Raw genomic sequence first — 21,266 nt, forward strand, 5'->3', positions numbered from 1 at the left:
CTTTTCATGGAAGACATCACCCAAGACGTCCAGGAATTCGCCTCAAAGCTTTTTGACTTCGCCCGCCACGGCGACGCCGCCCTCCTCGAGTACATCAAGCAGGGCGTCAACGCCGATATGGTTAACCAGGACGGCCAGTCCTTCGTTATGCTCGCTGCCTACAACGGCCACGCCGAGCTCGTGCGCGAACTCGCCGGCCTTGGCACTGACGTTAACCTTCTCAACGACCGCAATCAGTCCCCGCTGGCTGGTGCCATCTTTAAGAAGGAAGACGCCGTGGTCGACGCACTTCTGGCCGCCGGCGCTGACCCGCAGGCTGGCACCCCGAATGCCGTGGACTCCGCCCGCATGTTTGGGCGCGAAGACCTGATTGAGCGCTTTTCATGAGTTGGTCCGCATTTGCGGCACTGATGTTCATGAACCTTCTGGGCGCGTTGGCTCCTGGGCCTGACATCGTATTGGTTACCCGCTACGCCACGCGCTCGCGCAAGCACGCCATCGCTGCCGCGACCGGAATCCAGTTGGGAGTGCTCTTTTGGTACACGATCACCGTGTTTGGCGCCGCCGCAGTTCTCACCGCGTTCCCGGGGATTCTGCGGGCCATTCAGGGAATCGGTGGTGCCTTCCTGATTTTCATGGGCGTGCGTTCAATCAAGGGCGGTCTGGAACTGCTCCACAATCCGCCCGCTGATATTGAGGAGGCCGCCCTGCGCTTGGGCAGCCTTGGGCAGGTCTTCCGCACCGGCTTGGCCACGAACCTTTCCAACCCAAAGATCGTGCTCTACCTCGCGGCGATGATTGCCCCGCTTCTGCCACCGCATCCGCCGCTGTGGCTCGCGGTGGCACTCATCTTGGGCCTATCGCTTTCGGCCTATCTCACGTTCGTGCTGCTCAGCACGGTTATTTCTACGTCCGCGATTCGCCGCCGCATGCTGGCCGCTGGCCCCTGGATTGACATCGCATCCGGCGCGTTCTTCATCATCGCCGGATGCGTTCTCATCAGTGCTTCCGTGGGGATAGCGCCGCAGCTACACGCTTAAGCTGCTCCGGGTAGTCGTTGTACGGGGTCACCGCTTCAACAAAGACCAGCTTGTCCTTGTTCGCGGTGGCCACGGCCACGGATTCTTCGAGCTCCGCGCCAGTAGTGGCCCGCAGCGTAAGCCCAAAGTCGCCAGCCCCAAAGAAATCTAGCGTCTTGGACCAATCCCACGCCGGGATGTCGTTGTAGTACTCGTCCTCGCCGTTGATTGCGCGTTCAACGGTGTAGCCATTGTTGTTCACCAAGAAGATGGCCGCGGGAACCTTTTCGCGCACCATTTGTCCGATTTCCTGGATGGTCAGTTGCGCGGAACCATCACCGATGAGCAGCACTGGACGACGCCCCGGCTGCGCCAGCGCCGCACCAAGTGTTGCGGGCAGCGTGTAACCGATGGAGCCCCACATCGGCTGGCCGATGAACACCGTATCGGTGGGGAAGTGGTGCGCCGAGAGTCCAAAGAAGGAGGTGCCCTGCTCCGCGATGACCACGTTGCCCGGCTCCAGCGCGCGTGAGACCACCGCCCAGAGTTGTTCCTGTGACAACGGATCGTCGGTGATTTCTACCTTCTCTGCAGGGTTGGTCTTGCCCACCGGCATGAACTCTGGCGATACCTCGGCTGTGACTTGGTCCAGAATCTCGATGGCCCGGCCCATGCTCAACGGCGTGTAGGCATTGCCCTGGATGTAGGCCGTATCACGGCGAATATCGACCTGGTTATCTTGGGAAATCGCAACGGAGAAACCCGCGGTGATGTTATCGGTAAAGTCCACGCCCACGGTCACCAAGGCAGTGGCCTCCTCGACGGTTTTGCGGGTATCGCCATGCGACGCCGCACCAGAGTAGATTCCCGCGAAGTTCGAGGTCTCCTCATCGATGAGGGACTTGCCCCAGCTCAACGTTGCTACAGGAACCGCGGATCGATCCAGATAGCCCTGGAGCGTGGACTGGCAGCCAAAGCGATGCACGAGGACGTCGGCAAGCACTGCGAGAGTACGCCCCTTGAGGAAGCCCTTCAGGTCCCGCTCAAACTCTTGTGCGGCGGCTTCCGAGTCGAGCTGCTCGATGAGCGGCAGCGGAGCCTTCGGCGGCGTGCAGGGGGTGCTGGCGACGTCCGCCGCCAGATGCAGCGCGCCGGGCTTGCGCTGGAATAACACCTGGACAATGAGGTTATCGATCTGCGCCTGCGCGGTCATTGCGTTGAGATCCTCGGCCACGCAGGTCAGCTCGCGGTCAATGCGGAAGAAGCGGGCGAAGTCACCATCGCCCATGGAGTGGTGGATCTTGGCCACGGAGGCTTGCAGCTCCTTGCGCGGCGAACCAACAATGTGGATGACCGGCACGTTCTCCGCGTAGGACCCCGCGATGGCGTTGGCGGCGGAGAGCTCGCCCACGCCGAAGGTAGTGAGGAATGCGCCGATGCCGCGCAGGCGGGCGTATCCATCAGCCGCATATCCGGCGTTGAGCTCGTTGGAATTGCCCACCCAACGAATCTTCTCGTGGGCCACAACGTGGTCGAGGAACTTGAGATTGAAATCGCCGGGAACACCGAAAAGCTCCGTGATGCCGACTTCCGCCAAGCGGTCGAGAAGGTAATCACCAATCGTGTACATATGTACAACATATCCCAATAGGTGAGACGGCGAAGGCTATACCAGCATCAATTGTTCTGGTGCGATGAGTTCCCAAATCCACTGCGACCACGCCGCGACTGTCGACGCCCTCCTTGGTAGCGTCGACCCAGTAAGCCCCAGGTCTGCTTTCTCCATGAGCGCCTGAGCCTCGGCCTTGGTGAGTGCGCGCTGCTGCTCCACGACTTCCCGAATGACGGCGTTGAACACCTGCCGCCGCGCGAGGGCATCCACCAGCATCAGATTGCGCTCGTCGCGCGAACCCGTCAGCGGGGTGCCTTCAACCACTCCGTCGTTTATCTCCATCAGGCCCAGGTAACGCCCGGCGTTCACGTAATAGTCCGCTTGGCGCGGCGTGAAGCCGAAGCGTTGCGGAATCTCTGCTTTGGCCACGGGCAGCATCTCCAGCAAGCTGACCACGCGCGCGAAAGAATCGGCTTGCGGGAACGGGATGCGCGGCTCGGGCTCGGGTTGCGTGCGGTGCGCAACGGCGCGCAGCGCAGAGCTTGTGACCTCCGAACCGCCAAGCACGTAGCGGGCGGAATCCTCCAGCTTTATACTGCGGAAGTCTGCCGGATTAGGAAAAGAATAACGGTACAAATGGAATACTCCGTTGGAATAGACCACGTACAGCGGCACCACTTCCTTGGCGAGTGCCTGGGAGAAGCGCCGGTACGGAAAATACAGCTGGCGGATGTTGAAGTCGGGCGAGATATGGTTCTTGGCCTCAACCAAGATGAGCCGCTCCGCGGATTCGAAGCCGCCGTCGATCTCCATCTGCGCACGGTCGACGTCCAGCTCCAAGTTCAGGTCAGCCAGGCGAATAGGCAGCTGCAGTGTGGACATGCGGCCAGTCACGGTGGGGTAGAGCTGCCCGCCACCCACGAAGTCCGTGAGGATTCCGGACAGTGCCGCCGCATTGAGCATCACCGCCTCCGAGGTCAGGTTCTTAAAATCCAGCGACTCAATGCCGCTCGGAATGGGCAGCGACTTTAGTGGTGCGGCGTGCTCGGGAAACTTCTCATAGACATCGAAGCGGCCAATCAGGTACGCATCTCGGCGCACCGGCATGATGGATAAGCCGTGTTCCCGGAAGAACCAGGGCCGCGCCGCGGAGAAGTCGTGCTTGGCCATAAGCCGCGGCTCACGGCTGGACAGTGCCTTGATGCGCGCTGCTTCTACCACCACGAATCCGGTGCGCTCAAGCTGCTCGCGAACGGTGGGATCGCGGAAAACCTTGAGCCAGCCGACGTCGTTGAGCCCCAGCGTCTGCCCATCCGGAACGTCGAACTCCGCGCACAAGCTAGCCAGCTGCTCATCCATAGTTGCGCACCAGAACCTCGTCTACCTTGCCGCGCTTGCTCGCCACCGAATTGATGGAGCGGGTGGCCCCGACGATGTTTATCTCGTACTCGGAGTAGATCTCCTGAATGAAGTCCGTGGCCGAGTTCGAAAGCAGGAACTTCACGCCGGCGGCGTCGAGCTTATCGCAGACCCCCTTGAGACGCAGCTGATCCTCGCGGCCGAAGCCCCCGGACTGATACCCCGTGAAGTTGCTGGTGGGATTGACCGGATCATAGGGCGGATCGAAGTAGACAAAGTCGCCTTCCTTGGCGTCTTTCAAGATGGCCGCGTAGTCACCGGTATTGAAGGAAACATTGTTGCTGTTCAAGTACTCGGAGACCGCACGTAGCGTTTCCTCATCACAAATGGCGGGGTTGGTGTAGCGGCCGAATGGCGAGTTGAACTGGCCGGCGTTGTTGACGCGGTACAGGCCGTTGTAGCAGGTCTTGTTGAGATAGACCGTTCGTGCGGCGCGCTCCGTGCGCGTCATGTGTGCAAAGGAGGAGTCACGGTCTTTGCTGCGCATCTTGTAGAAGAAGTCTTCCTCGTTGGGATAGGTCTGCAGCAGCTCGATGAGACCTGCGACATCGTCTCGGACTGTCTCGTAGACGTTGATGAGCTCCGTGTTGAGATCGTTGACCGCGGCCTTGTGCGGGGTCAGCGAAAACAGCACTGCGCCACCGCCGAGGAAAGGCTCGAAATATCCGTCGAATCCTTCTGCCGGGAGGGCAGCGTGGATCTCCGGCAGTAGCTGGCGTTTTCCGCCGACCCATTTGAGCAAAGGCTTCACATTTTTCATAACGTTTGCCATAGTAGCGGGCCGCCCGGACATGGCCGTCTATGTGTTCGAATAGATCGAAAAAAGGGACCTCACAAGGAGGTCCCTTCAATCAAAAGCGGTGTGTATTACGCCATCTTGTTGAAAGCGTTAGCCATACCGGACTTCTTGTTGGCAGCCGTGTTGCGGTGGAAGACACCCTTGGACACGGACTTGTCCAGAGCGCGGGAAGCGACGCGGAGCTGCTTCTCAGCAGCTTCCTTGTCACCAGCGGTGACAAGCTCGCGGAACTTGCGGATCTCGGTACGAACTGCGGAACGAACAGCCTTATTGCGCTGACGTGCCTTCTCGTTGGTGAGAATGCGCTTCTTCTTGGACTTGATGTTTGCCATCTTTAATACCTCTTGGAAATCGAATGATTACATTGGGAAACCAACCCGCCGGACATGTCCCGCATGGCGCTCGGCGTTGATGTTCGATGGGCGGACCCAAGGTCCTGACCGCCCCGACCAACGCGCCCGGAAAGTAAGTAACTTCCAAAACCTAGCAGGAGCAGGAAGAAAAACCCAAATCAGGCCTTGGACTTAGGACCAGTGGTAACGCGAGCGAAGACGGTTGGCAATGCGCTCAAAACGGCGCTCCGGGAAGAGCGTGCCCTGGCGGCGGCATTCTTCCTCAGAAATCTCGAGGATTCTGTCGAGGCGAACCCAACACTGGCGGCCTGATTCGTCCCATTCACCAGTGCCGATGTCGAGCCATTCCTCTTCGTGAGCATGGTTTGGGTTGGGGGAGATGAGCAGCCCCAGCACGGTGGTGCGGGTGCGGGAGATAATGAGCACGGCGCGTTCGCGCGGCGGGGATTGCTTGCCGTCGGAGGGAGCCCAGACCCAGACGACCTCGCCAGAATCTGCTTGGCCGTCCATGTCGGGGGAGAAGCACACAGAGCGCGGATGGGAGTTGGTGCATTCGACGCGGATGCGGGCGGCTTTGCGGGGTTCGCGGTATTCGGCGGCGTTATTCATACCGAGACGCTCGGAGATGCGGGCTAGTCCGACGTCGACAGGCTCGCGTTCGCCAATTCCGAGTGCCACCCGTAAGCGGGTGAGTGGGTTGCCGCTAGTCATGTCGTCTATTCTAAACCCATGTCTAAAAACTTTGCGGCCACTACGTTTACGAATCCAACCCAGATTCGAAACTTCTGCATTATCGCCCACATCGACCACGGCAAGTCGACGCTGGCTGACCGCATCCTGCAGTTTTCGCAGGTCGTTGACGCGCGTGACATGCGCGATCAGTACCTCGACAACATGGATATCGAGCGCGAGCGCGGCATTACCATTAAGGCGCAGAACGTGCGTCTGCCGTGGATTCCGCGCACCGGAAAGCACGCGGGCGAAGAGATCGTCATGCAGATGATTGATACCCCGGGTCACGTGGACTTTACCTATGAGGTCTCCCGCGCGCTGGAGGCATGTGAGGGTGCAATTTTGCTTGTCGACGCCGCCCAGGGCATCGAGGCCCAAACCCTCGCCAACCTGTACCTGGCGATGGAAAATGACCTGGAGATCATCCCGGTCCTCAACAAGATTGACCTGCCGGCTGCGGACCCTGAGAAGTACGCGCTGGAGATTGCCCACATCATCGGCTGCGAGCCAGAAGAGGTTCTGCGCGTGTCCGGCAAGACTGGTGAAGGCGTGGAGGACCTGCTGGACAAGGTAGCTGAGCTGGTGCCGCCGCCTTCCACGGAGGCGCCTGATGACGCCCCTGCCCGCGCCATGATCTTCGACTCCGTCTACGACACCTACCGTGGCGTTGTCACCTACATCCGCATGATGGACGGCAAGCTCACCCCACGCCAGAAGGTCACCATGATGTCTACTGGCGCGAACCACGAGCTGCTCGAGGTGGGCATCGTGTCCCCGACGATGCAGAAGTGCGCCGGCCTGGGCCCGGGCGAGGTGGGCTACCTCATCACGGGCGTTAAGAACGTGCGCGAGACTAAGGTGGGCGACACCATTACCTGGGCGTCGAATGGCGCAACCGAGCCGCTTAAGGGCTATGCGGACCCGAAGCCAATGGTCTACTCCGGCTTGTTCCCGATTTCCCAAGCGGACTTCCCCGACTTGCGCGATGCGCTGGAGAAGCTGCAGCTTAACGACGCCTCCCTGACCTTTGAGCCAGAGACCTCCGTTGCTCTGGGCTTCGGCTTCCGCTGCGGCTTCTTGGGCCTGCTTCACATGGAAATTACGCGCGACCGCTTGGAACGCGAGTTTGGCTTGGACCTGATTTCCACCGCGCCTTCTGTTACCTACCGCGTGGTTGCAGAAGACGGAACCGAGTCCCTCGTCCACAACCCTGCCGACTGGCCGGGCGGCAAGCTGCGCGAGGTCTACGAGCCAATCGTGAAGATGACCATCATCGTTCCTGAGCAGTTCGTGGGCTCCACCATGGAGCTGTGTCAGTCCAAGCGCGGCCAGATGGGCGGCATGGACTACCTTTCTGAGGACCGCGTGGAGCTGCGCTACACGATGCCGTTGGGTGAAATCATCTTCGACTTCTTTGACATGCTGAAGTCCCGCACTAAGGGCTATGCTTCGCTGAACTATGAAGAGGCTGGGGAACAGCTCTCTGATCTGGTCAAGGTGGATATCCTGCTCAACGGTGATCCGGTCGACGCCTTCTCTGCCATCGTTCACCGCGATTCGGCGCAGTGGTACGGCAACAAGATGACGAAGAAGCTTAAAGAGCTCATTCCGCGCCAGCAGTTCGAGGTCCCGGTCCAGGCAGCCATTGGCTCCAAGATCATTGCGCGTGAGAATATCCGCGCTATGCGCAAGGACGTCCTGGCGAAGTGCTACGGCGGCGATATCTCTCGTAAGCGTAAGCTACTGGAGAAGCAGAAGGCTGGTAAGAAGCGCATGAAGTCCATCGGTTCGGTTTCCGTGCCGCAGGAGGCGTTCGTGGCAGCGCTTTCTACCGACGGTGAGGGCTAAGACCTAAGCCCAAAAACCCCAGGCTTGGCCCTGGGGTCTTTGCCATGGGTGGGGGAACTGGGCGTCGTCAAGCATGCTCTTTTTGGCTGAAACTTCCGGCGGGGGTAGGCGGGGGTAGTAGCTTTGTCGAACTGGCAAAAGTACCAATAGCGCCGTTTCTATTTTCGAAAATTCTTGCGGGTGTCCGGGGCGTTTTGTAGCTTGGGTGGCAAGCAGCTCGGAGGGGGAGTTGCGCAGCGAATGCTGTTCTCAAAACTACGTTTAAGGAAACTCGATGGACGGACCCTACTTCGCTCCACTAAATCCAAAGTGTGAGGTTGGGAGGTCATTTGTGGAAAGTAATCGCCTGACCTGGCGTGCCTTTAATGCAATTTTGCCGCAGCCTGACGAGGATGCTGAACTAGCGTTCGCAGATGTTTCGCGCAAGCTTGGCCTGACTTCCTACAAAGCTGAACATCTGTTCTATGGCTTCAAAAAGATCTCGTATCTGCCTAAACTACGTCACCTCAACAAACTGGACTGGTTCTTGGACTATGACCGGATTTTGGCCATCGGCAAGGCGCTGCAAGGCGTCGAGGAACGCATCTATCCGTTCGTGGATGATGCTCTCGAAGAGCTCTTCACCCCGCGTCGTCCGAATCAGCGCCTGCCCGAGGCCTCCCGTATTCGGAAGGTAATTTCTGAGGTTCTCGCCCTGCACTATTGCGTTGAAGGCGAAGATGAAGAAGATCGCGACCGCTACCGCATGGAGCGGTATGCCGGTCGTGGTGAAATCACCGCCAACCTTGATGCAGTTACCGCAGAAACCATTGACCGCCTAGTTCGTAAGCGAGCGGAGAAAGAGGGCATCTCCTTTGCCCGTGCGTTGGTGGCCACCATCCTTGAACCGATCGAGCAAAAGGTCGTTATCAACGTTTTCCAGCAGGCTGATACCTCACTAGCCTTCGCTCCCGGATACGGGTATATCGACCCACCAGAGGGCGCCTCGACTCGAGAAATCGTGCCAGGTGAAACCGAGGGGTACCGCCCGACTGAAGCAATTCGAGCGTTTGTTGAGGCGCGCGATGGAACGTGCCGAGGTCCAGGTTGTGACATGCCTGCGCACCTTACGCAGCTCGACCACCGAATTCCCTACGCGGATGGCGGAAAAACCTCGAGCGATAATTTGGTTTGCCTTTGCCAACGCTGCCACAACATCAAGACGGATGGCAGGGCGTTCTATGTCATGGACCCCGACACCGGAGTAGTTCTATGGTGCTGGGCAGACGGCACCTGGGAGAGCACCGTTCCGAATGGGCTTCTCGTTCCCAACAATGCGAACTGGCGCCAGAGCGTGGCTGAACGAATGGGCGCCTGGGAAGCGAGAGGAAGGTTGCTTTCCTTCGATGACGCTACTGCAACGCCGGCTTAATTCCGTCCCATGTACGCTGCAGTTGCTGACCGAACATGGTCCACCCGTGGATTCCTTTGTCCAGGTAGTCCGTGGTGTGCTCGATGCCTGCCTCCAAAAGGGAACCCGCAATCTGGTTAGTGATTGGATAGGTAGAGTAATCTGCCACCTCTTGGTCGGTGACCTCGCCGGTCGCAGCCGAAAGGTACAAACGCGTTCCTCGCAGTCCCTCCGGAGGCGACCACATATTCTGTGGGTTGCCACCAAGGTTGCCTACGGTGAGTTCAACCGTGCCGCGGCCTGGCTCCTCAGTGGGAGTCCGCCTGTTCGGACCTCCAGATGTCAGTTTGTGGTGCAGTTCATTGCAACTGGGTTCCATGTAGTGTCGATGGTCAAACCCGGGAAGGATTGATTCATGGAACCCATCAAGAAGAAGGCACCTCGCCAAGGCCAGCAGCTTCCACCGCTGCCAGTTACCGCTGCCAAGATTGGTGAGCGTCTTGCCAGTGAGGTGTTCTTAGAGCAAGGTCAAAAGCTCCTACCGCAGCTGCAGGAATTCCGGCGGGATATGCACCAGCACCCGGAAATTGGGCTCGAGCTTCCGCGGACGCAAAAGAAGGTCCTCGAGGCGCTCAAAGGCCTGCCGTTGGAGATCCAGGTCGGCCAGGATTTAAGCTCCGTGGTCGCGGTCCTTCGCGGCGGCAAGCGCGGCCCACGGCCGGTTTCGGTGCTGCTGCGCGCAGACATGGACGCGTTGCCGGTCCGTGAGCAGACGGGCGATCCTTTTGCTTCCACCAACGGCTTGATGCACGCGTGCGGCCACGACCTTCACACCGCGGGGCTCATCGGTGCAGTGAAGTTGCTGTGCGCGCAGAAGGAGCACTTGCTTGGCGACGTCACCTTCATGTTCCAGCCCGGCGAAGAAGGCCCCGGTGGTGCGCTCCCGATGATCGAAGAGGGCGTCCTCGATGCAGCGGGGCGTCGTCCGATTGCTGCTTATGGCCTGCATGTCGGTCCGCAGGATCGTGGCACTTTCCACCATATCTCCGGGCCCATGATGGCGTCATCGTCGAATCTGAAGATCACTGTCTATGGCAAGGGCGGCCATGGGTCGCGGCCGCACGATGCCATCGATCCCGTCGCAGCGCTGGGGGAGATTCAGATGGCCTTGCAGGTTGCACTGACTCGCCGCTTCGACGCTAACGAGCCGATCGTCATCACGGTGACTAATCTGCGCGCTGGCGACGGCGCCATTAATGTCATTCCTGATCACGCCATGCTCGGCGCCACAGTGCGCGTGCTGCGCGACGAAAAGATTGAGCAAGTGCGCCAGATGGTTGTGGAAGTGGCCAGTTCTGTCGCGGCGTCGCATAGATGCACCGCAAAGGTGGATTTCGAGGTTTTGTATTCCGCAACCAAGACCAACCCGCGCGAGAATCAATTCGCCGCGGCGCTGTGGGGTGGCATGTTCGGGGCGGAAAATGTCATTCCGATGGAAACGCCCATGATGGCCTCGGAGGACTTCGGAGACGTACTGGCGCAGGTACCTGGCACCTTCATGTGGTTTGGCACTGTCAATCCGGATACCCCGGAGCACCTGCGTGAGTGGAATCATTCGCCGCTGGTGAGGTTCGATGATTCGGTGCTCGGTGACCAAGCCGCAGCACTCGCCGCCGTCGCCTTTGAGCGCTTGGCTGCAGAAGACGCGCATCCTTCGCCGGCAACAAGGGTGATGCGCTCTGCGGTAGAGGGCCTTGAGTAGTACAAGATTGTCGAGATAACAATGCAGGTCAATGCGCTGAGCAGGGTTTGGCCCCACCCCACATTCTCAGCGTTAACGTCCATAGAGCCCAAGGCGCCAGCAGCAAAGAAGACAAAGTGATTGCTTGCGGCTTTTCTTATTTTGCTGCGCTATCTCAGCTGGTGGCGAAGGGGCTGGACAATAATGAAATCGCGGAGCAGCTTTATGTCTCTGTGGCCACGGTAAAGACGCACATCAAGCACATCTTGGAAAAGATTGGCGGCACGAACCGCGTGCATATCGCGATTGCGGTGCTGGAGCAGCGCTAGCTTTCCTTGTCTTCGCCGGTGTAGCCGTCAGCCCAGGTGTCGGTCTCGAAGTCGTAGTCAACGTTCTCGCCGTCCTCGTCCGTGCGCTGGTACCACTCGGTGTAGCGCTGCGCGGAGGAGTCGAAGTCGGAGCCCGCACCGCGGCCCTCCTCAGCATGCTCAATGGAAAGCTCGAAGTCGTCGCCGTGCTCCTCGATGCCGCGGACAACCGCGTTCTCCACAGCGGCACGGGCGTACGTGCGGCGAATGAACATCGGGTCAGAACGCAGATCTGTCACAAAAGCCACCATCATCACGAGCAACACCACGCAGAACGGAAGCGCGGAAAGAATAGTCAGGTTCTGCAGGCCGGAAAGCACGTCCTCGCCGCCGGTAAGCAGCATGACGATGGCGATGCCCATCATGCACAGACCCCAGAAGACCACCACGAGTTTGTTGGGCGCAGGATCTCCCTTGGAGGACATCGTGCCCATAATGACGGAGGCAGAATCCGCCGAGGTGATGAAGAAGATGGCCAGCACGGAGAGCAGGATGAACGGGGTTACCTGGCTCAGTGGCAGGTTGTCGAACATGGTGAATAGTACCTGCTCGCCAGAAGCGGTTCCGTCGAAGCCTGGGACCTTTTCGCGGCTAAATTGAATCGAGGTTCCGCCGAAGACGGTAAAGGCCATGATGAGGATAAGCGTTGGCGCGAAGACGGTCACGGCGGTGAACTCACGGAGAGTACGTCCGCGGGAGATGCGGGCGACGAACATGCCCACGAACGGCGTCCATGCAATCCACCATGCCCAATAGAAGGCGGTCCAGTAGGACTGAAACTCGATGGTTTCATCGCCCCAGGACAGGCCTTTGGCCATCATCGGCAGCAGCTGGTCGATGTAGGTGACGATGCCCGAGGGGATGAGGTTGAGCAGCAGCAAGGTTGGGCCGGTGAGGAAGACGAAGACCACGAGGCCCAGCGTGAGCGAGATATTGATGTTGGACAGGTAGCGCACCCCGCGGGAGACGCCGGAGACTGCGGAGATGATAAAACCACAGCCGAGAACCGCAATGATGACGATGAGCGCGGTATTGGTCAGCGGTCCGGCATCGCGGATGATGGAGACGCCTTCACCGATCTGGATGGCGGAAACGCCCAGCGTTGCAGCGGTGCCAAAGAGGGTGGCGATGAGTGCGAGGGCGTCGATTAGCTTGCCCAGTGGCCCATCAGTATCGCGGGAGCCGAACAGCGGCTTGAAGATCGAAGATATCAACGGGACGCGGCCGCGGCGATAAGAGGAATAGGCAATTGCACCGCCTACCAATGCATAAGCAGCCCACGGGGAAAGACCCCAGTGGTAGTGTGCCTGGGTCATGGACTGGTGCAGAGCCTCAACCGTGTTGCCGTCAACGGTGTGCGGCGGCGGGGTGAGGTAGTGCGAAAGCGGCTCCGACGGGCCGTAGAAGAAGATACCCACACCGATGCCGGCGCCGAACATCATGGCCACCCAACTGAACCAGCCGAACTCGGGCTCTTCGTCATCGGTGCCGAGCTTGATGCGGCCGAGGCGGGACAGGCCCACGTAGGCCATGGTGACGATGGCCATCATCATGGTGATGTTGAGCAGCCAGCCGGTGTTGGTGATTGCCCACGAGAATGCGCTTGACGACGCCGCGGAGACCGACTCCGGGGATAAGATGCCCCAGATGATGAAGCTGACGACGGCGATTGCCGTCACGGAGAACAAGGCCTTATCAAGCCCGAACGTGTTGCGCTGGTTCTCAACGCCGATGCCTGGGACGAGGCCCGGGTGCATGTCGTGGGGATAGAGGCCCACGGCGCGGGCTTCTGTGTTCGTATCTGTGTTCGTAGATGCAGGGGTACTCGGCGAATCGTTGATGGGAGAAGACAAACTTTCCTAACTTGGCGGCACCTCAATGGGCCTGCCTTTTAGACATTGGCCCTCCATTGTTCAGGAGAAAAGGTGCAAGTGCCAACTTATCCGCTAGTATCAGGGAATCAGAGTTTCTAATGGATTGGATTGCCACGAATGCAACTGCCAAATTTTGATAATTCTTCGTACAACGTCGCAGAGGCCGAGTTGCTATCGGCTTTTGAGGTCTTCGAGCGCATCGAAGAGCATGTGCTCGATAAATCTCTACTTTTCGAAGTCTATTCGCGCTAGGGATACCAGCGCGTTGATGTCACCCGGAACCTCGTCCGGGTGAATTGAGCAGTAATCCAAGATGAAATAGCCCGCATGCTGCAGGGCAAGGTGGCGCTGCCAGAACTCACCCACGTGTTGCGGGTGGTTGACTGCAATGGACTGGATGGAGCGGCGCTCAGAAAGCAGCTCGTACTGCAGGTCGCGGCGAGCAGCCAGGGACTCGTCGGGGGTCGAGAAAAGTAGTGCGCCCAGCAGGCTGGTGATTGCTTCCTGGCAGCGGACCTGCAGACGGTAGTGGTTGGTCAGCTGGGCACGCGGCTTCCAGAGCCAGAGCACCAGCAAGGAAAAGACCACCGACAGAGCGATCTCACAGATGCGGGAGAAAGCCGTGAACGCCAAGTGATCGGCCGTATGACCCATGAGCAGCGCCAGCGGCGTGGAGAAGATGACGCAGATGGCATAGTTCTTGACCACGAAGATCTCCGCGCAGAATTGGCAGGCAGCGAGCGCGAGCAGCAGCGTCCAGCTTTCTAAACCGAAGGACGCAATGAGGTAGAACACGCACACACCGAGCAGCGAGCCCACCATTCGCTGCAATCCGCGGATGGTGCCGGGCACGTGGTCCGGGCCCCACTGCAGAAGAAGCAGCACGGAAACTGCGCCCCAGTCCGGGCGGTCGAGGCCCAGTGCAAGGCCCACGAGCGTGGTGGCGATGGCCGCAAGCAGAATCTTCTCTACCGTCACCACCGCATGCGAGTTGCCCACCGACGCGCGGTAGATGCGGTAGCGCATCGTCGGCTTGGTGTGCGGGATGGCGGTGCGGTTTGGGTCGACGTAGGTCGGGGAGTCAGAAAGCTCATCCGAGTTGGCAGAGAGATCCAGTGACTGGTTGTGCTGCACGATGCGGTTCTGCGCGGCAAGGGCACGCTCCACGAGGTGGCCTTGTGATGCTTGGATGACGCGGCCGCCGCGGACGATACCGGCGTCGGAAAGCGCTTGCCACGTATTCGCCAGCGCAGTCTGCGCCTGATGGTGGCGTGCCAAGACGTCGGTTGTGGAGTTCTCAAAGGCGGCAGTGGCCTTCTCTAGGGTCGCGACAGTGCGGGTCTCCGGACCGTGCGGGGAGTGGAAGCGAGGCAGCATGCCCAGGCAGTACGCAGCGATGACACCCGCAATGGACCAGGCAGCGACCTCAAAGGGGGTGATGTCGGTGCGCGCGAGCATGGTGGAGCCGCCGCCGACCATCACCACGAAGAAGGAACCCGGCGGCGGCAGACGTAGCGCATTCTGCAGGAAGGCGCCGAGCGCGCCAATGGAAATAGCAAAGGCCGCAGACAGCAAAAGCCACCAGTGTCCGTGGCCCGGGGCGAAGACGAGCTCACCCACCAGCGAACCAACGGTAGCGGCCAAGGTAAGGAGCACACCCGCAGTGAGAATCACCCAACGGCGGGTGCGATAGGGGTGCCCCTCGCCGTAAATGACGGACATCGCGCCCGCGGTGACCAACAGCACGGCGTCGGGGTGGCCGGTGAGGATGGCGAGCGTGCCGGGAATGGCGATGGCGAGAGCAGCACGCATCGCGCCCGGCCAGCGAGTCACCGAAGAGTTGTAGGCGGTGAAAAGCTGCAGCGGGCGCGGGCGTTGCGGTAGGGGATGCTCAATCAATTCGCTCATATCGCGGCATACGTTACCCCTGCGCAGCCTCTAGAAGCGACTTGGTATACGGGTGCTGTGGGGCGGACCATACTCCGCGTTCGACCAGCTCACCATGGTAGATGACAGTCAGGCTGGAACACACTTGCTTGACCACACCCAGATCATGCGAGATGAACACCAGCGTCAGGCCGTAGCTTTCAACGAGCCTCTCAAGCAGCTCGAGGACCTGGGCGCGCACGGAGACGTCGAGGGCGGAGACCGCTTCGTCGGCGAGGAGGATGTCCGGGTTGCCGATGACCGCGCGGGCAATCGAGATGCGCTGGCGCTGGCCGCCGGAGAACTCGTGGGGGAAGCGGTCCAAGGCATCCTCGTCGATGCCGACCTCCGCCAAGACTTTCGCAATCTCGGCACGTGTGACCGGTGTGGGTGAGCCCTCAGCCACGATCTTCCAGATCGGCATGCGCGGATTGAGGGAACCTTGCGGGTCCTGGAATACCATCTGCACGCGGCCTTCCACCTGCACGGACCCGGAGGTCGGCTGCTCGAGGCCGGTGATGAGCTTGAGCAACGTCGTCTTACCCGAGCCGGAGCTGCCGACGACGCCGATGCGCTCGCCCTTGCGTACTTCGAGGGAGACGTCGGAAAGCGCAATAGTGGAGCCGTAAGCCTTGGTGACGTGGTCGAGGGAAATGACAACCTCGCCGAGCTTCGGCTCAGTGGCGGCCGGCTTGGACTGGGAGGCCGCGATGAGGTGCTTGGGGTACGGGTGCTGGGGGATGTCCAGCGCCGCGCCGGATTCGACGATCTGGCCGTCCTGCATGACCAACGTCTCAGGGCACATGCGGCGGATGACGCGTAGGTCATGGCTGATGAACAGCAGCGCGGTGTTGTGGCGCTGGGTCAGTTCCATAATGAGGTCCAGGATGCCGTTTTGCGTGGTGGCATCGAGGGCCGTGGTGGGCTCGTCGCAGATGAGCAGCTTGGGGTTGCGGGCCATGGCCATGGCAATCATTACGCGCTGGCGCTGGCCGCCAGACAGCTCGTGCGGGAAGCGCGAGGCAAGGGCCGGATCGAGGCCCACCTCGTTGAGCGCCTCAGCAGACGCGCCGGCGTAGCGTAGCTGCTTGCTTACGCGCATGAGCGGGTCGAGCGCGCTCATCGGCTCCTGGAAGACCATCGCCATGTCGGCGCCGCGCAGCTTGCGCACCTGGCGGTCACGCAGGCCCACGAGCTCGCGTCCGCCAAGTTCGATGGAACCCTCAGCGTGGAGGTTCTTTGGCAGTAAGCCCATGATGGCCAGCGCGGTCAGGGACTTTCCGGAGCCGGACTCACCGATGATGCCCAGGCGTTGGCCGGGTTCAATGCTAAAGCTGAGCGGGCCAACGATGGTCTCCTTGCCGGTGCGGATGCACAGGTCTTGTACGGAAAGCATGGGGTGGTTCATCGCTGGCCTCCTTTCAGGCGGGGATCGAGGATGTCGCGCAGGGCGTCGCCAAGCAGGTTAAAGCCCAGCACCGTGGCGGCGATGGCCAGGCCCGGCCAGAAGGCCTGCATGGGATGGCTGGCCAGCAGGGACTGGGAATCTTGCAGCATGCGGCCCCAAGACGCGGTGGGCGGGGTGGTGCCGAGGCCCAGGTAGGAAAGGCCGGCCTCGGCGAGGATCGCGAGTGCGAAGTAGACGGAGGACTGCACGATGATAAGCGGGGCGATGTTAGGCAGGATATGGCGCACCGCGATGGTGGGCGCTGAAACCTTGGAAACGCGCGCCGAGGCGATGAAGTCCTGCGTGACCACCTGTAGGGTGCCCGAGCGTGCCACCCGGGCAAAGGAAGGGATTCCCGCGATGCCGATGGCGATCATGGCTGAAATCGTCGACGGACCCCATACCGCGCCGGCGATGATGGCTAGCAGCAAGGCTGGGAAAGCCAGCAGCAGATCGGAGCCGCGCATGATGAGGGAGTCGAGGATGCTATTGCGGCGCATGCCCGCCACCACACCGAGCGGAACGCCGACGAGCGCAGCTATGCCGACGGCGATGACGCCCACGAAGAGCGTGATGCGTGCGCCGACCATCAGACGCGAGGCGATGTCGCGACCAAAGCGATCGGTGCCGAGGAGATGCTCAGCGGAGCTGCCCGCCAGCAAATCGGGCGAGGCGATGTTCGGCGCATAAGGCGTCCAGAAAAGGGAGACCGCCGCGAGGAGGGCGGTGATACCGACGAGAACGAAACCCAACTTCTTCATCGCTTCTCCTTCAAACGCGGATCGATTACGCGGTAGGCCAAGTCGGTGGCCAAGTTGATCACCAACGTGAAAAAGACCAGCAGCATAACCAGGGTCTGCACGGTGGTGAGATCGCGGTTGGACACGGCGTCGAGAAGCATGCTGCCCAGGCCCGGAATGACGAAGACGGACTCGATGACCACCGCACCCACAATCAGCGTGGTCAGCTGCAGGCCCGTGACCGTGAGCACCGGCAGGGCCGCATTGCGCAGGCCGTGGCGGCGCAGCGCCTCCGCATGGGATAGACCCAGCGCGCGGGCGGTGCGGATGTAATCCTGGTCCATCACATCCACGATGGAAGAGCGCACGTAGCGGGTGAGCATCGCGCCCTGCACCAAGGCCAGGGAGATCACCGGCATGATGAGCCGGGCGATAAAGTCGCCGAAGTCCTGGTCCGGTGGAATCCAGCCGTTGGCGGGCAGCCAGCCCAGACGCACGGCGAAGAAGGCCACCATGATGATGCCCACGAGGAAGCTCGGGACGGCGATGCCGATCTGAGTCAGTGCCGAGACGAACGTGTTGCCCGTGCGCGCCAGCCACATGCCCATGGGCACAGCGCCGGCTAGCGCTAGCACGATGGCCAAGCCCACCAGGATGAGGGAGACCTGGGCGCGGTCCAGCACCAGCGGAGTGATGTCCTGCTGTGAGGACAGCGAGGTGCCGAAGCTGCCGCTGAGCAGCCCGCCCACCCACTCGAAGTACTGGGTGAAAAGCGGGCGATCAAGGCCGAGGGTCTGGGTGAGCTCGGCGACGGCCTCGTCAGTGGCGTTCACGCCCAGCGCCACGCGCGCCGGGTTGCCGGGCACTGCGCGCATGAGCAGGAAGATAGCAACGGAGGCCGCAAACAAGGTCAGGACGAACTTGGCCAGCGCCTTGAGGTAGGTCATGCCTGCTCCTTTAAGTTGCGCAGCTCGATGGCGTCGGTGATTTGATTGGGGTCAAGGCCCTCAATCCCGTCGCGATAGAGCACGATGTTGGGCATGTTCATCAAGGTCAGTGCACCGGCGTCGGCCATGATCTGGTCCACAGCCTCGCCCATGAGCTTGGGGTACTGCTCCTCGGGGGCGGCGTCGGCAGCCGCGAGCAGGTCACGGGCCTTCTGCGAGTCGTAGCCCAGGTAGTAGTCTGGGTTGCCAAAGAGCGTGGGGATGTCGCGCGGCTCCACGTGGGAGACCAACGACATCTGGTAATCCTTGGCGCCCATGACCTGGCCCAGCCACACGGCGGGGAACTCGGCGGACTCGAGGGTGACGTCGAAACCGATCTCGGTCAGCTGGGAGTAGAGCAGCTCTGAGACGCGCTGGGCATAAGGCAGGGTCGGCGCGGTGATGGTGACGGGGGCTCCCACGGCACCGGCCTCAGCGAGGAGCTTTTTCGCGCGCTCGGGGTCGAATCGGTAGTAGTCCTTATCGCTAGACCAAGGGTCCGTCGGTGGGACCGGTGCACCGCCGGTGTCCTGGGCCATGCCGCCCCACAGGACCTGGTTGGCGGCATCGCGATCCACGCCGTAGGCCACGGCCTGGCGCACGCGAGGGTCGTCGAAAGGCGCGGCGTTGTTGTTCATGGAAAGCAGCACCTCGCCGTTGGTGGTGCCTACCGTGGTGCGGATGTCGGAACCCAAGTCATCGAGGAGCTCCGGGTTCTGCATTGCCCACACTACGTCGACGCCGCCGGACTTCAGCGAGTTCACGGAGGAGACAGCATCGGGGAAGTACTGAATGGTCACGTCTTCCTGCGGGACCTTCCCCCAGTAGTCACGGTTAGGGGTCAGGGAGATGAACTCGCCTGGGGTAAAGCCTGCGAGCGTGAACGGGCCCGTGCCCACCGGGGTGGTGGCAAGGTCCGTGGCGGTGGGGGTCATCATCGCGCCGATGGCGGTGCCCATGGACCACAGCCAGCCGTTGGAATGCTTGGACAGTTTCACCTTGAGGGTGTGCTCGTCGATTGCGGTGGCGGAGTCAACTACCGCCATCTGCTTGGCGATGCCGTTGGTCCAGTTCTCTTTCACGTTGTTGATGGAGTAGGCGGCGGTCTCAGCGGTGAAGGCGTCACCGTTGCTGAACTTGATGCCTTTGCGCAAGTGGAAGGTGTAGGTGGTGCCTTCGGTGTCCCAGTTCTCGGCAAGTCCGGGGACTATCTCATCGCCCTCAATACGTACGAGGGTCTCGTATACGTTGCTCATGAGTGCAGCGGGAATGGCCGCGCCGCCTACATTGGTGAAATCGAGAGAGGTGGCGGCGCCGGTTGCGGCGATGGTCAGGGAATCACTGGCGGTGGGTTTGACCGCCGTGTGTCCGGCTGAGCACGCGCTTAGCGACGCCCCGAGAACCAGCGCGCAGGCCATGCGCGCTAGGTGTACTTTCTTCATGAAAGCAGGTTAATCGGTGGGGGTGGGTTGCGCGAAATCTAGTCAGATAGCTCGAGCGGGAAGCGCCATAGGGGTGCACCGGGCTCGCAGGCAAGAGCCTGTGCGTCTTCGTCAGAGGCATAAACGAGAGTTGGAAGCCGGTGGGCATTGTCGTAATCGACACCCTTTTCAAAAAGGTGGCTGTGGATGGAACCTGATTCGGCATCAAGGCCGCGGCTTTCGAGCCAGTGGGAAATGGAAAGGATGGAATCAAAGTCTTCCGAGTTGAATCGGCCCAGAACTACTGAGCGGCGCCCGCGTCCGGAACTGACTAATACCTCTGCACGCAGAGTTGAGATCTTTTTTGTGATGCTGCACATCGCGCACTGCCATGCGTCCACCTTCGCTACTGAACAATGGAAATGCTAATCAAGTTAAATCCAAGGTTTCAATTTCATGGAAGTTATGTGTTTCCCCTATTTTGAAAATAGTCCAGCTGCCGCACAGGTAACTTGCTGGAAACTGCATGACCAGTGGTCGTGCATTCGCGCTCCAGCTGATATGTAGTTTTGATTTGCGCAGGATTTCTAGTGCAGATCCCAAGCCTTCGCCAGAAGGTCCATGTTGTGGAGCACGTTGTCGTGCGTGGTGGACTGCAGAGAAATCATGAGCTCGTCCGCCTGAGCCTTTTCCTGGAAGCCCTCGAGGTACTCGCGGACTTCATCGGTGGTGCCCACGGCGCTGTACTGCAGCATGTCGAGAATTTGCTGGCCTTGGTAGGAGCTAACGATCTGCTCGACCTGCTGGTCGGTGAGGTGCTTGCCGCGGCCGGCAAATGCCTTGACGCGGTTGAAGCAGACCTTTTCGTATTCGGCGTCGGCCGCCTCCTTGGTGTCGGCGGCTAGGACGTTAACGCCGGCAATGACGTAAGGCTCGCTGAGTGCCTCAGAAGGCTCGAAGTTGGTGCGGTAGTACGCCGTGGCGGACTCCAGGTGGGTCGGCGCGAAGTGGGAAGCGAAGGCATAAGGCAGGCCATATTTCGCTGCTAGGGATGCGCCGAACATGGATGAGCCCAGAATGTAGAGCGGCACGTGGGTGTTTACGCCGGGGATGGCCTGCACACCGGGAACCAAGGACTTGCCGGAGAGGTAGCCCTGCAGCTCCTTGACGTCCTCGGGGAAGCGCTCAGCGGCGTGGGCATCGCGGCGCAGGGCGCGGCCGAGGGTGTGCATGTCGGTGCCGGGCGCACGGCCGAGGCCCAAGTCGATGCGATTGGGGTAGAGCTCAGCTAGCGTGCCGAACTGCTCGGCGATGACATAAGGGGAGTGGTTGGGCAGCATGACGCCACCTGCTCCCAGGCGGATGGTGTTGGTCTTAGCGCCGATGTGGGAAATGAGCACCGCCGGGGATGACGAGGTGATGTTCGGCATGTTGTGGTGCTCGGTGTACCAGATGCGGGAGTAGCCCAGCTTTTCGGCTTCTTGGGCTAGCTCCACGGACCTGGCCATGGACTGTGAGGCGGTCTCGCCCTCGTAAATGGTGCAAAAGTCGAGGATTGATAGCTTGGCGTGTTCCGTCACTGAAATAGGTC

The 21,266-nt window shown here is 60.6% G+C and carries 20 protein-coding genes; 6 read left to right on the top strand and 14 right to left on the bottom strand.

The features are described 5' to 3' along the window. Positions 1 to 6: 6 nt before the first annotated feature. Both HMPREF3153_RS04455 and HMPREF3153_RS04460 read left to right on the top strand, forming a co-directional pair. Positions 7 to 387, top strand: coding sequence for an ankyrin repeat domain-containing protein (locus HMPREF3153_RS04455; protein ID WP_070420131.1), 381 nt, complete (start codon positions 7 to 9; stop codon positions 385 to 387). Next, a complete protein-coding gene (locus tag HMPREF3153_RS04460) occupies positions 384 to 1,040 on the top strand; it encodes a LysE family translocator (RefSeq protein WP_049147748.1) in 657 nt (218 codons plus the stop codon). The genes HMPREF3153_RS04455 and HMPREF3153_RS04460 overlap by 4 nt, the downstream gene beginning before the upstream one ends. Here the strand turns inward: HMPREF3153_RS04460 and HMPREF3153_RS04465 are convergent. From HMPREF3153_RS04465 to HMPREF3153_RS04485, 5 genes are all read right to left on the bottom strand, one after another. Next, on the bottom strand, positions 1,000 to 2,649 hold the full coding sequence (locus tag HMPREF3153_RS04465; protein WP_070420132.1) for an alpha-keto acid decarboxylase family protein: 1,650 nt from the start codon (positions 2,647 to 2,649) through the stop codon (positions 1,000 to 1,002). The genes HMPREF3153_RS04460 and HMPREF3153_RS04465 overlap by 41 nt on opposite strands. Before the next feature lie 36 nt (positions 2,650 to 2,685). Then, on the bottom strand, positions 2,686 to 3,990 hold the full coding sequence (locus HMPREF3153_RS04470; RefSeq protein ID WP_070420133.1) for a type II restriction enzyme: 1,305 nt from the start codon (positions 3,988 to 3,990) through the stop codon (positions 2,686 to 2,688). Next, entirely contained in the window at positions 3,983 to 4,810 is an 828-nt protein-coding gene (locus HMPREF3153_RS04475; RefSeq protein WP_070420134.1) for a DNA adenine methylase, read from the bottom strand. The genes HMPREF3153_RS04470 and HMPREF3153_RS04475 overlap by 8 nt, the downstream gene beginning before the upstream one ends. A gap of 107 nt (positions 4,811 to 4,917) precedes the next feature. Next, positions 4,918 to 5,181, bottom strand: coding sequence for a 30S ribosomal protein S20 (gene rpsT, locus HMPREF3153_RS04480; RefSeq protein ID WP_070420135.1), 264 nt, complete (start codon positions 5,179 to 5,181; stop codon positions 4,918 to 4,920). A gap of 192 nt (positions 5,182 to 5,373) precedes the next feature. After that, positions 5,374 to 5,913 (bottom strand): type II toxin-antitoxin system PemK/MazF family toxin, encoded by a 540-nt coding sequence (locus tag HMPREF3153_RS04485; protein ID WP_070420136.1) that lies wholly within the window; start codon positions 5,911 to 5,913, stop codon positions 5,374 to 5,376. A gap of 18 nt (positions 5,914 to 5,931) precedes the next feature. Here HMPREF3153_RS04485 and lepA point away from each other — a divergent pair, with 18 nt between their 5' ends. Together lepA and HMPREF3153_RS04495 are read left to right on the top strand one after the other, a co-directional pair. Beyond that, positions 5,932 to 7,782, top strand: a complete 1,851-nt coding sequence (lepA, locus tag HMPREF3153_RS04490) for a translation elongation factor 4 (RefSeq protein ID WP_049063149.1) — start codon at positions 5,932 to 5,934, stop codon at positions 7,780 to 7,782. A 331-nt stretch (positions 7,783 to 8,113) separates the two neighbouring features. Next, positions 8,114 to 9,193, top strand: a complete 1,080-nt coding sequence (locus HMPREF3153_RS04495; RefSeq protein ID WP_070420137.1) for an HNH endonuclease signature motif containing protein — start codon at positions 8,114 to 8,116, stop codon at positions 9,191 to 9,193. On the opposite strand, the gene HMPREF3153_RS04500 is transcribed toward HMPREF3153_RS04495, so the two are convergent. Then, on the bottom strand, positions 9,174 to 9,551 hold the full coding sequence (locus HMPREF3153_RS04500; RefSeq protein WP_193394789.1) for a hypothetical protein: 378 nt from the start codon (positions 9,549 to 9,551) through the stop codon (positions 9,174 to 9,176). The genes HMPREF3153_RS04495 and HMPREF3153_RS04500 overlap by 20 nt on opposite strands. Positions 9,552 to 9,587: 36 nt before the next feature. Between HMPREF3153_RS04500 and HMPREF3153_RS04505 the strand changes: the two genes are divergently transcribed. Next, positions 9,588 to 10,934 (top strand): M20 metallopeptidase family protein, encoded by a 1,347-nt coding sequence (locus tag HMPREF3153_RS04505; protein WP_049160793.1) that lies wholly within the window; start codon positions 9,588 to 9,590, stop codon positions 10,932 to 10,934. A 116-nt stretch (positions 10,935 to 11,050) separates the two neighbouring features. Beyond that, positions 11,051 to 11,242 (top strand): response regulator transcription factor, encoded by a 192-nt coding sequence (locus tag HMPREF3153_RS04510; RefSeq protein WP_070420138.1) that lies wholly within the window; start codon positions 11,051 to 11,053, stop codon positions 11,240 to 11,242. Here HMPREF3153_RS04510 and HMPREF3153_RS04515 read toward each other — a convergent pair. From HMPREF3153_RS04515 to HMPREF3153_RS04550, 8 genes are all read right to left on the bottom strand, one after another. Beyond that, positions 11,239 to 13,038: a BCCT family transporter gene (locus tag HMPREF3153_RS04515; protein ID WP_141740917.1), complete on the bottom strand. Its 1,800-nt coding sequence runs from the start codon at positions 13,036 to 13,038 to the stop codon at positions 11,239 to 11,241. The two genes, HMPREF3153_RS04510 and HMPREF3153_RS04515, sit on opposite strands and share 4 nt — an antisense overlap. Positions 13,039 to 13,380: 342 nt before the next feature. Continuing rightward, a complete protein-coding gene (locus tag HMPREF3153_RS04520; RefSeq protein ID WP_070420140.1) occupies positions 13,381 to 15,063 on the bottom strand; it encodes an FUSC family protein in 1,683 nt (560 codons plus the stop codon). A 13-nt stretch (positions 15,064 to 15,076) separates the two neighbouring features. After that, entirely contained in the window at positions 15,077 to 16,489 is a 1,413-nt protein-coding gene (locus HMPREF3153_RS04525; RefSeq protein ID WP_083280945.1) for an ATP-binding cassette domain-containing protein, read from the bottom strand. After that, positions 16,486 to 17,289, bottom strand: coding sequence for an ABC transporter permease (locus tag HMPREF3153_RS04530; protein ID WP_049151651.1), 804 nt, complete (start codon positions 17,287 to 17,289; stop codon positions 16,486 to 16,488). Before HMPREF3153_RS04530 ends, HMPREF3153_RS04525 begins: the two co-directional genes overlap by 4 nt. Then, positions 17,286 to 18,215, bottom strand: a complete 930-nt coding sequence (locus HMPREF3153_RS04535; protein WP_070420141.1) for an ABC transporter permease — start codon at positions 18,213 to 18,215, stop codon at positions 17,286 to 17,288. The genes HMPREF3153_RS04530 and HMPREF3153_RS04535 overlap by 4 nt, the downstream gene beginning before the upstream one ends. After that, complete coding sequence (locus HMPREF3153_RS04540; RefSeq protein ID WP_070420142.1) at positions 18,212 to 19,696, bottom strand: ABC transporter substrate-binding protein; 1,485 nt, start codon at positions 19,694 to 19,696, stop codon at positions 18,212 to 18,214. The genes HMPREF3153_RS04535 and HMPREF3153_RS04540 overlap by 4 nt, the downstream gene beginning before the upstream one ends. Before the next feature lie 38 nt (positions 19,697 to 19,734). Further along, positions 19,735 to 20,055: a GntR family transcriptional regulator gene (locus tag HMPREF3153_RS04545; protein ID WP_070420143.1), complete on the bottom strand. Its 321-nt coding sequence runs from the start codon at positions 20,053 to 20,055 to the stop codon at positions 19,735 to 19,737. Between the two features lie 207 nt (positions 20,056 to 20,262). Next, positions 20,263 to 21,255, bottom strand: a complete 993-nt coding sequence (locus HMPREF3153_RS04550; RefSeq protein WP_070420144.1) for an LLM class flavin-dependent oxidoreductase — start codon at positions 21,253 to 21,255, stop codon at positions 20,263 to 20,265. Between the last annotated feature and the right edge of the window lie 11 nt (positions 21,256 to 21,266).

The organism is Corynebacterium sp. HMSC06C06, from assembly GCF_001807295.1.
Taxonomy (GTDB): Bacteria; Actinomycetota; Actinomycetes; order Mycobacteriales; family Mycobacteriaceae; genus Corynebacterium; species Corynebacterium striatum.

What these genes read in the sequence shown, in the direction of transcription:
- HMPREF3153_RS04455 (WP_070420131.1), top strand. Translation starts at nt 7, where the DNA reads ATGGAAGACATCACCCAAGACGTCCAGGAATTCGCCTCAAAGCTTTTT.
- HMPREF3153_RS04460 (WP_049147748.1), top strand. Translation starts at nt 384, where the DNA reads ATGAGTTGGTCCGCATTTGCGGCACTGATGTTCATGAACCTTCTGGGC.
- HMPREF3153_RS04465 (WP_070420132.1), bottom strand. Translation starts at nt 2,649, where the DNA reads ATGTACACGATTGGTGATTACCTTCTCGACCGCTTGGCGGAAGTCGGC.
- HMPREF3153_RS04470 (WP_070420133.1), bottom strand. Translation starts at nt 3,990, where the DNA reads ATGGATGAGCAGCTGGCTAGCTTGTGCGCGGAGTTCGACGTTCCGGAT.
- HMPREF3153_RS04475 (WP_070420134.1), bottom strand. Translation starts at nt 4,810, where the DNA reads ATGAAAAATGTGAAGCCTTTGCTCAAATGGGTCGGCGGAAAACGCCAG.
- rpsT (WP_070420135.1), bottom strand. Translation starts at nt 5,181, where the DNA reads ATGGCAAACATCAAGTCCAAGAAGAAGCGCATTCTCACCAACGAGAAG.
- HMPREF3153_RS04485 (WP_070420136.1), bottom strand. Translation starts at nt 5,913, where the DNA reads ATGACTAGCGGCAACCCACTCACCCGCTTACGGGTGGCACTCGGAATT.
- lepA (WP_049063149.1), top strand. Translation starts at nt 5,932, where the DNA reads ATGTCTAAAAACTTTGCGGCCACTACGTTTACGAATCCAACCCAGATT.
- HMPREF3153_RS04500 (WP_193394789.1), bottom strand. Translation starts at nt 9,551, where the DNA reads ATGGAACCCAGTTGCAATGAACTGCACCACAAACTGACATCTGGAGGT.
- HMPREF3153_RS04505 (WP_049160793.1), top strand. Translation starts at nt 9,588, where the DNA reads ATGGAACCCATCAAGAAGAAGGCACCTCGCCAAGGCCAGCAGCTTCCA.
- HMPREF3153_RS04515 (WP_141740917.1), bottom strand. Translation starts at nt 13,038, where the DNA reads ATGCACCCGGGCCTCGTCCCAGGCATCGGCGTTGAGAACCAGCGCAAC.
- HMPREF3153_RS04520 (WP_070420140.1), bottom strand. Translation starts at nt 15,063, where the DNA reads ATGAGCGAATTGATTGAGCATCCCCTACCGCAACGCCCGCGCCCGCTG.
- HMPREF3153_RS04525 (WP_083280945.1), bottom strand. Translation starts at nt 16,489, where the DNA reads ATGAACCACCCCATGCTTTCCGTACAAGACCTGTGCATCCGCACCGGC.
- HMPREF3153_RS04530 (WP_049151651.1), bottom strand. Translation starts at nt 17,289, where the DNA reads ATGAAGAAGTTGGGTTTCGTTCTCGTCGGTATCACCGCCCTCCTCGCG.
- HMPREF3153_RS04535 (WP_070420141.1), bottom strand. Translation starts at nt 18,215, where the DNA reads ATGACCTACCTCAAGGCGCTGGCCAAGTTCGTCCTGACCTTGTTTGCG.
- HMPREF3153_RS04540 (WP_070420142.1), bottom strand. Translation starts at nt 19,696, where the DNA reads ATGAAGAAAGTACACCTAGCGCGCATGGCCTGCGCGCTGGTTCTCGGG.
- HMPREF3153_RS04545 (WP_070420143.1), bottom strand. Translation starts at nt 20,055, where the DNA reads ATGTGCAGCATCACAAAAAAGATCTCAACTCTGCGTGCAGAGGTATTA.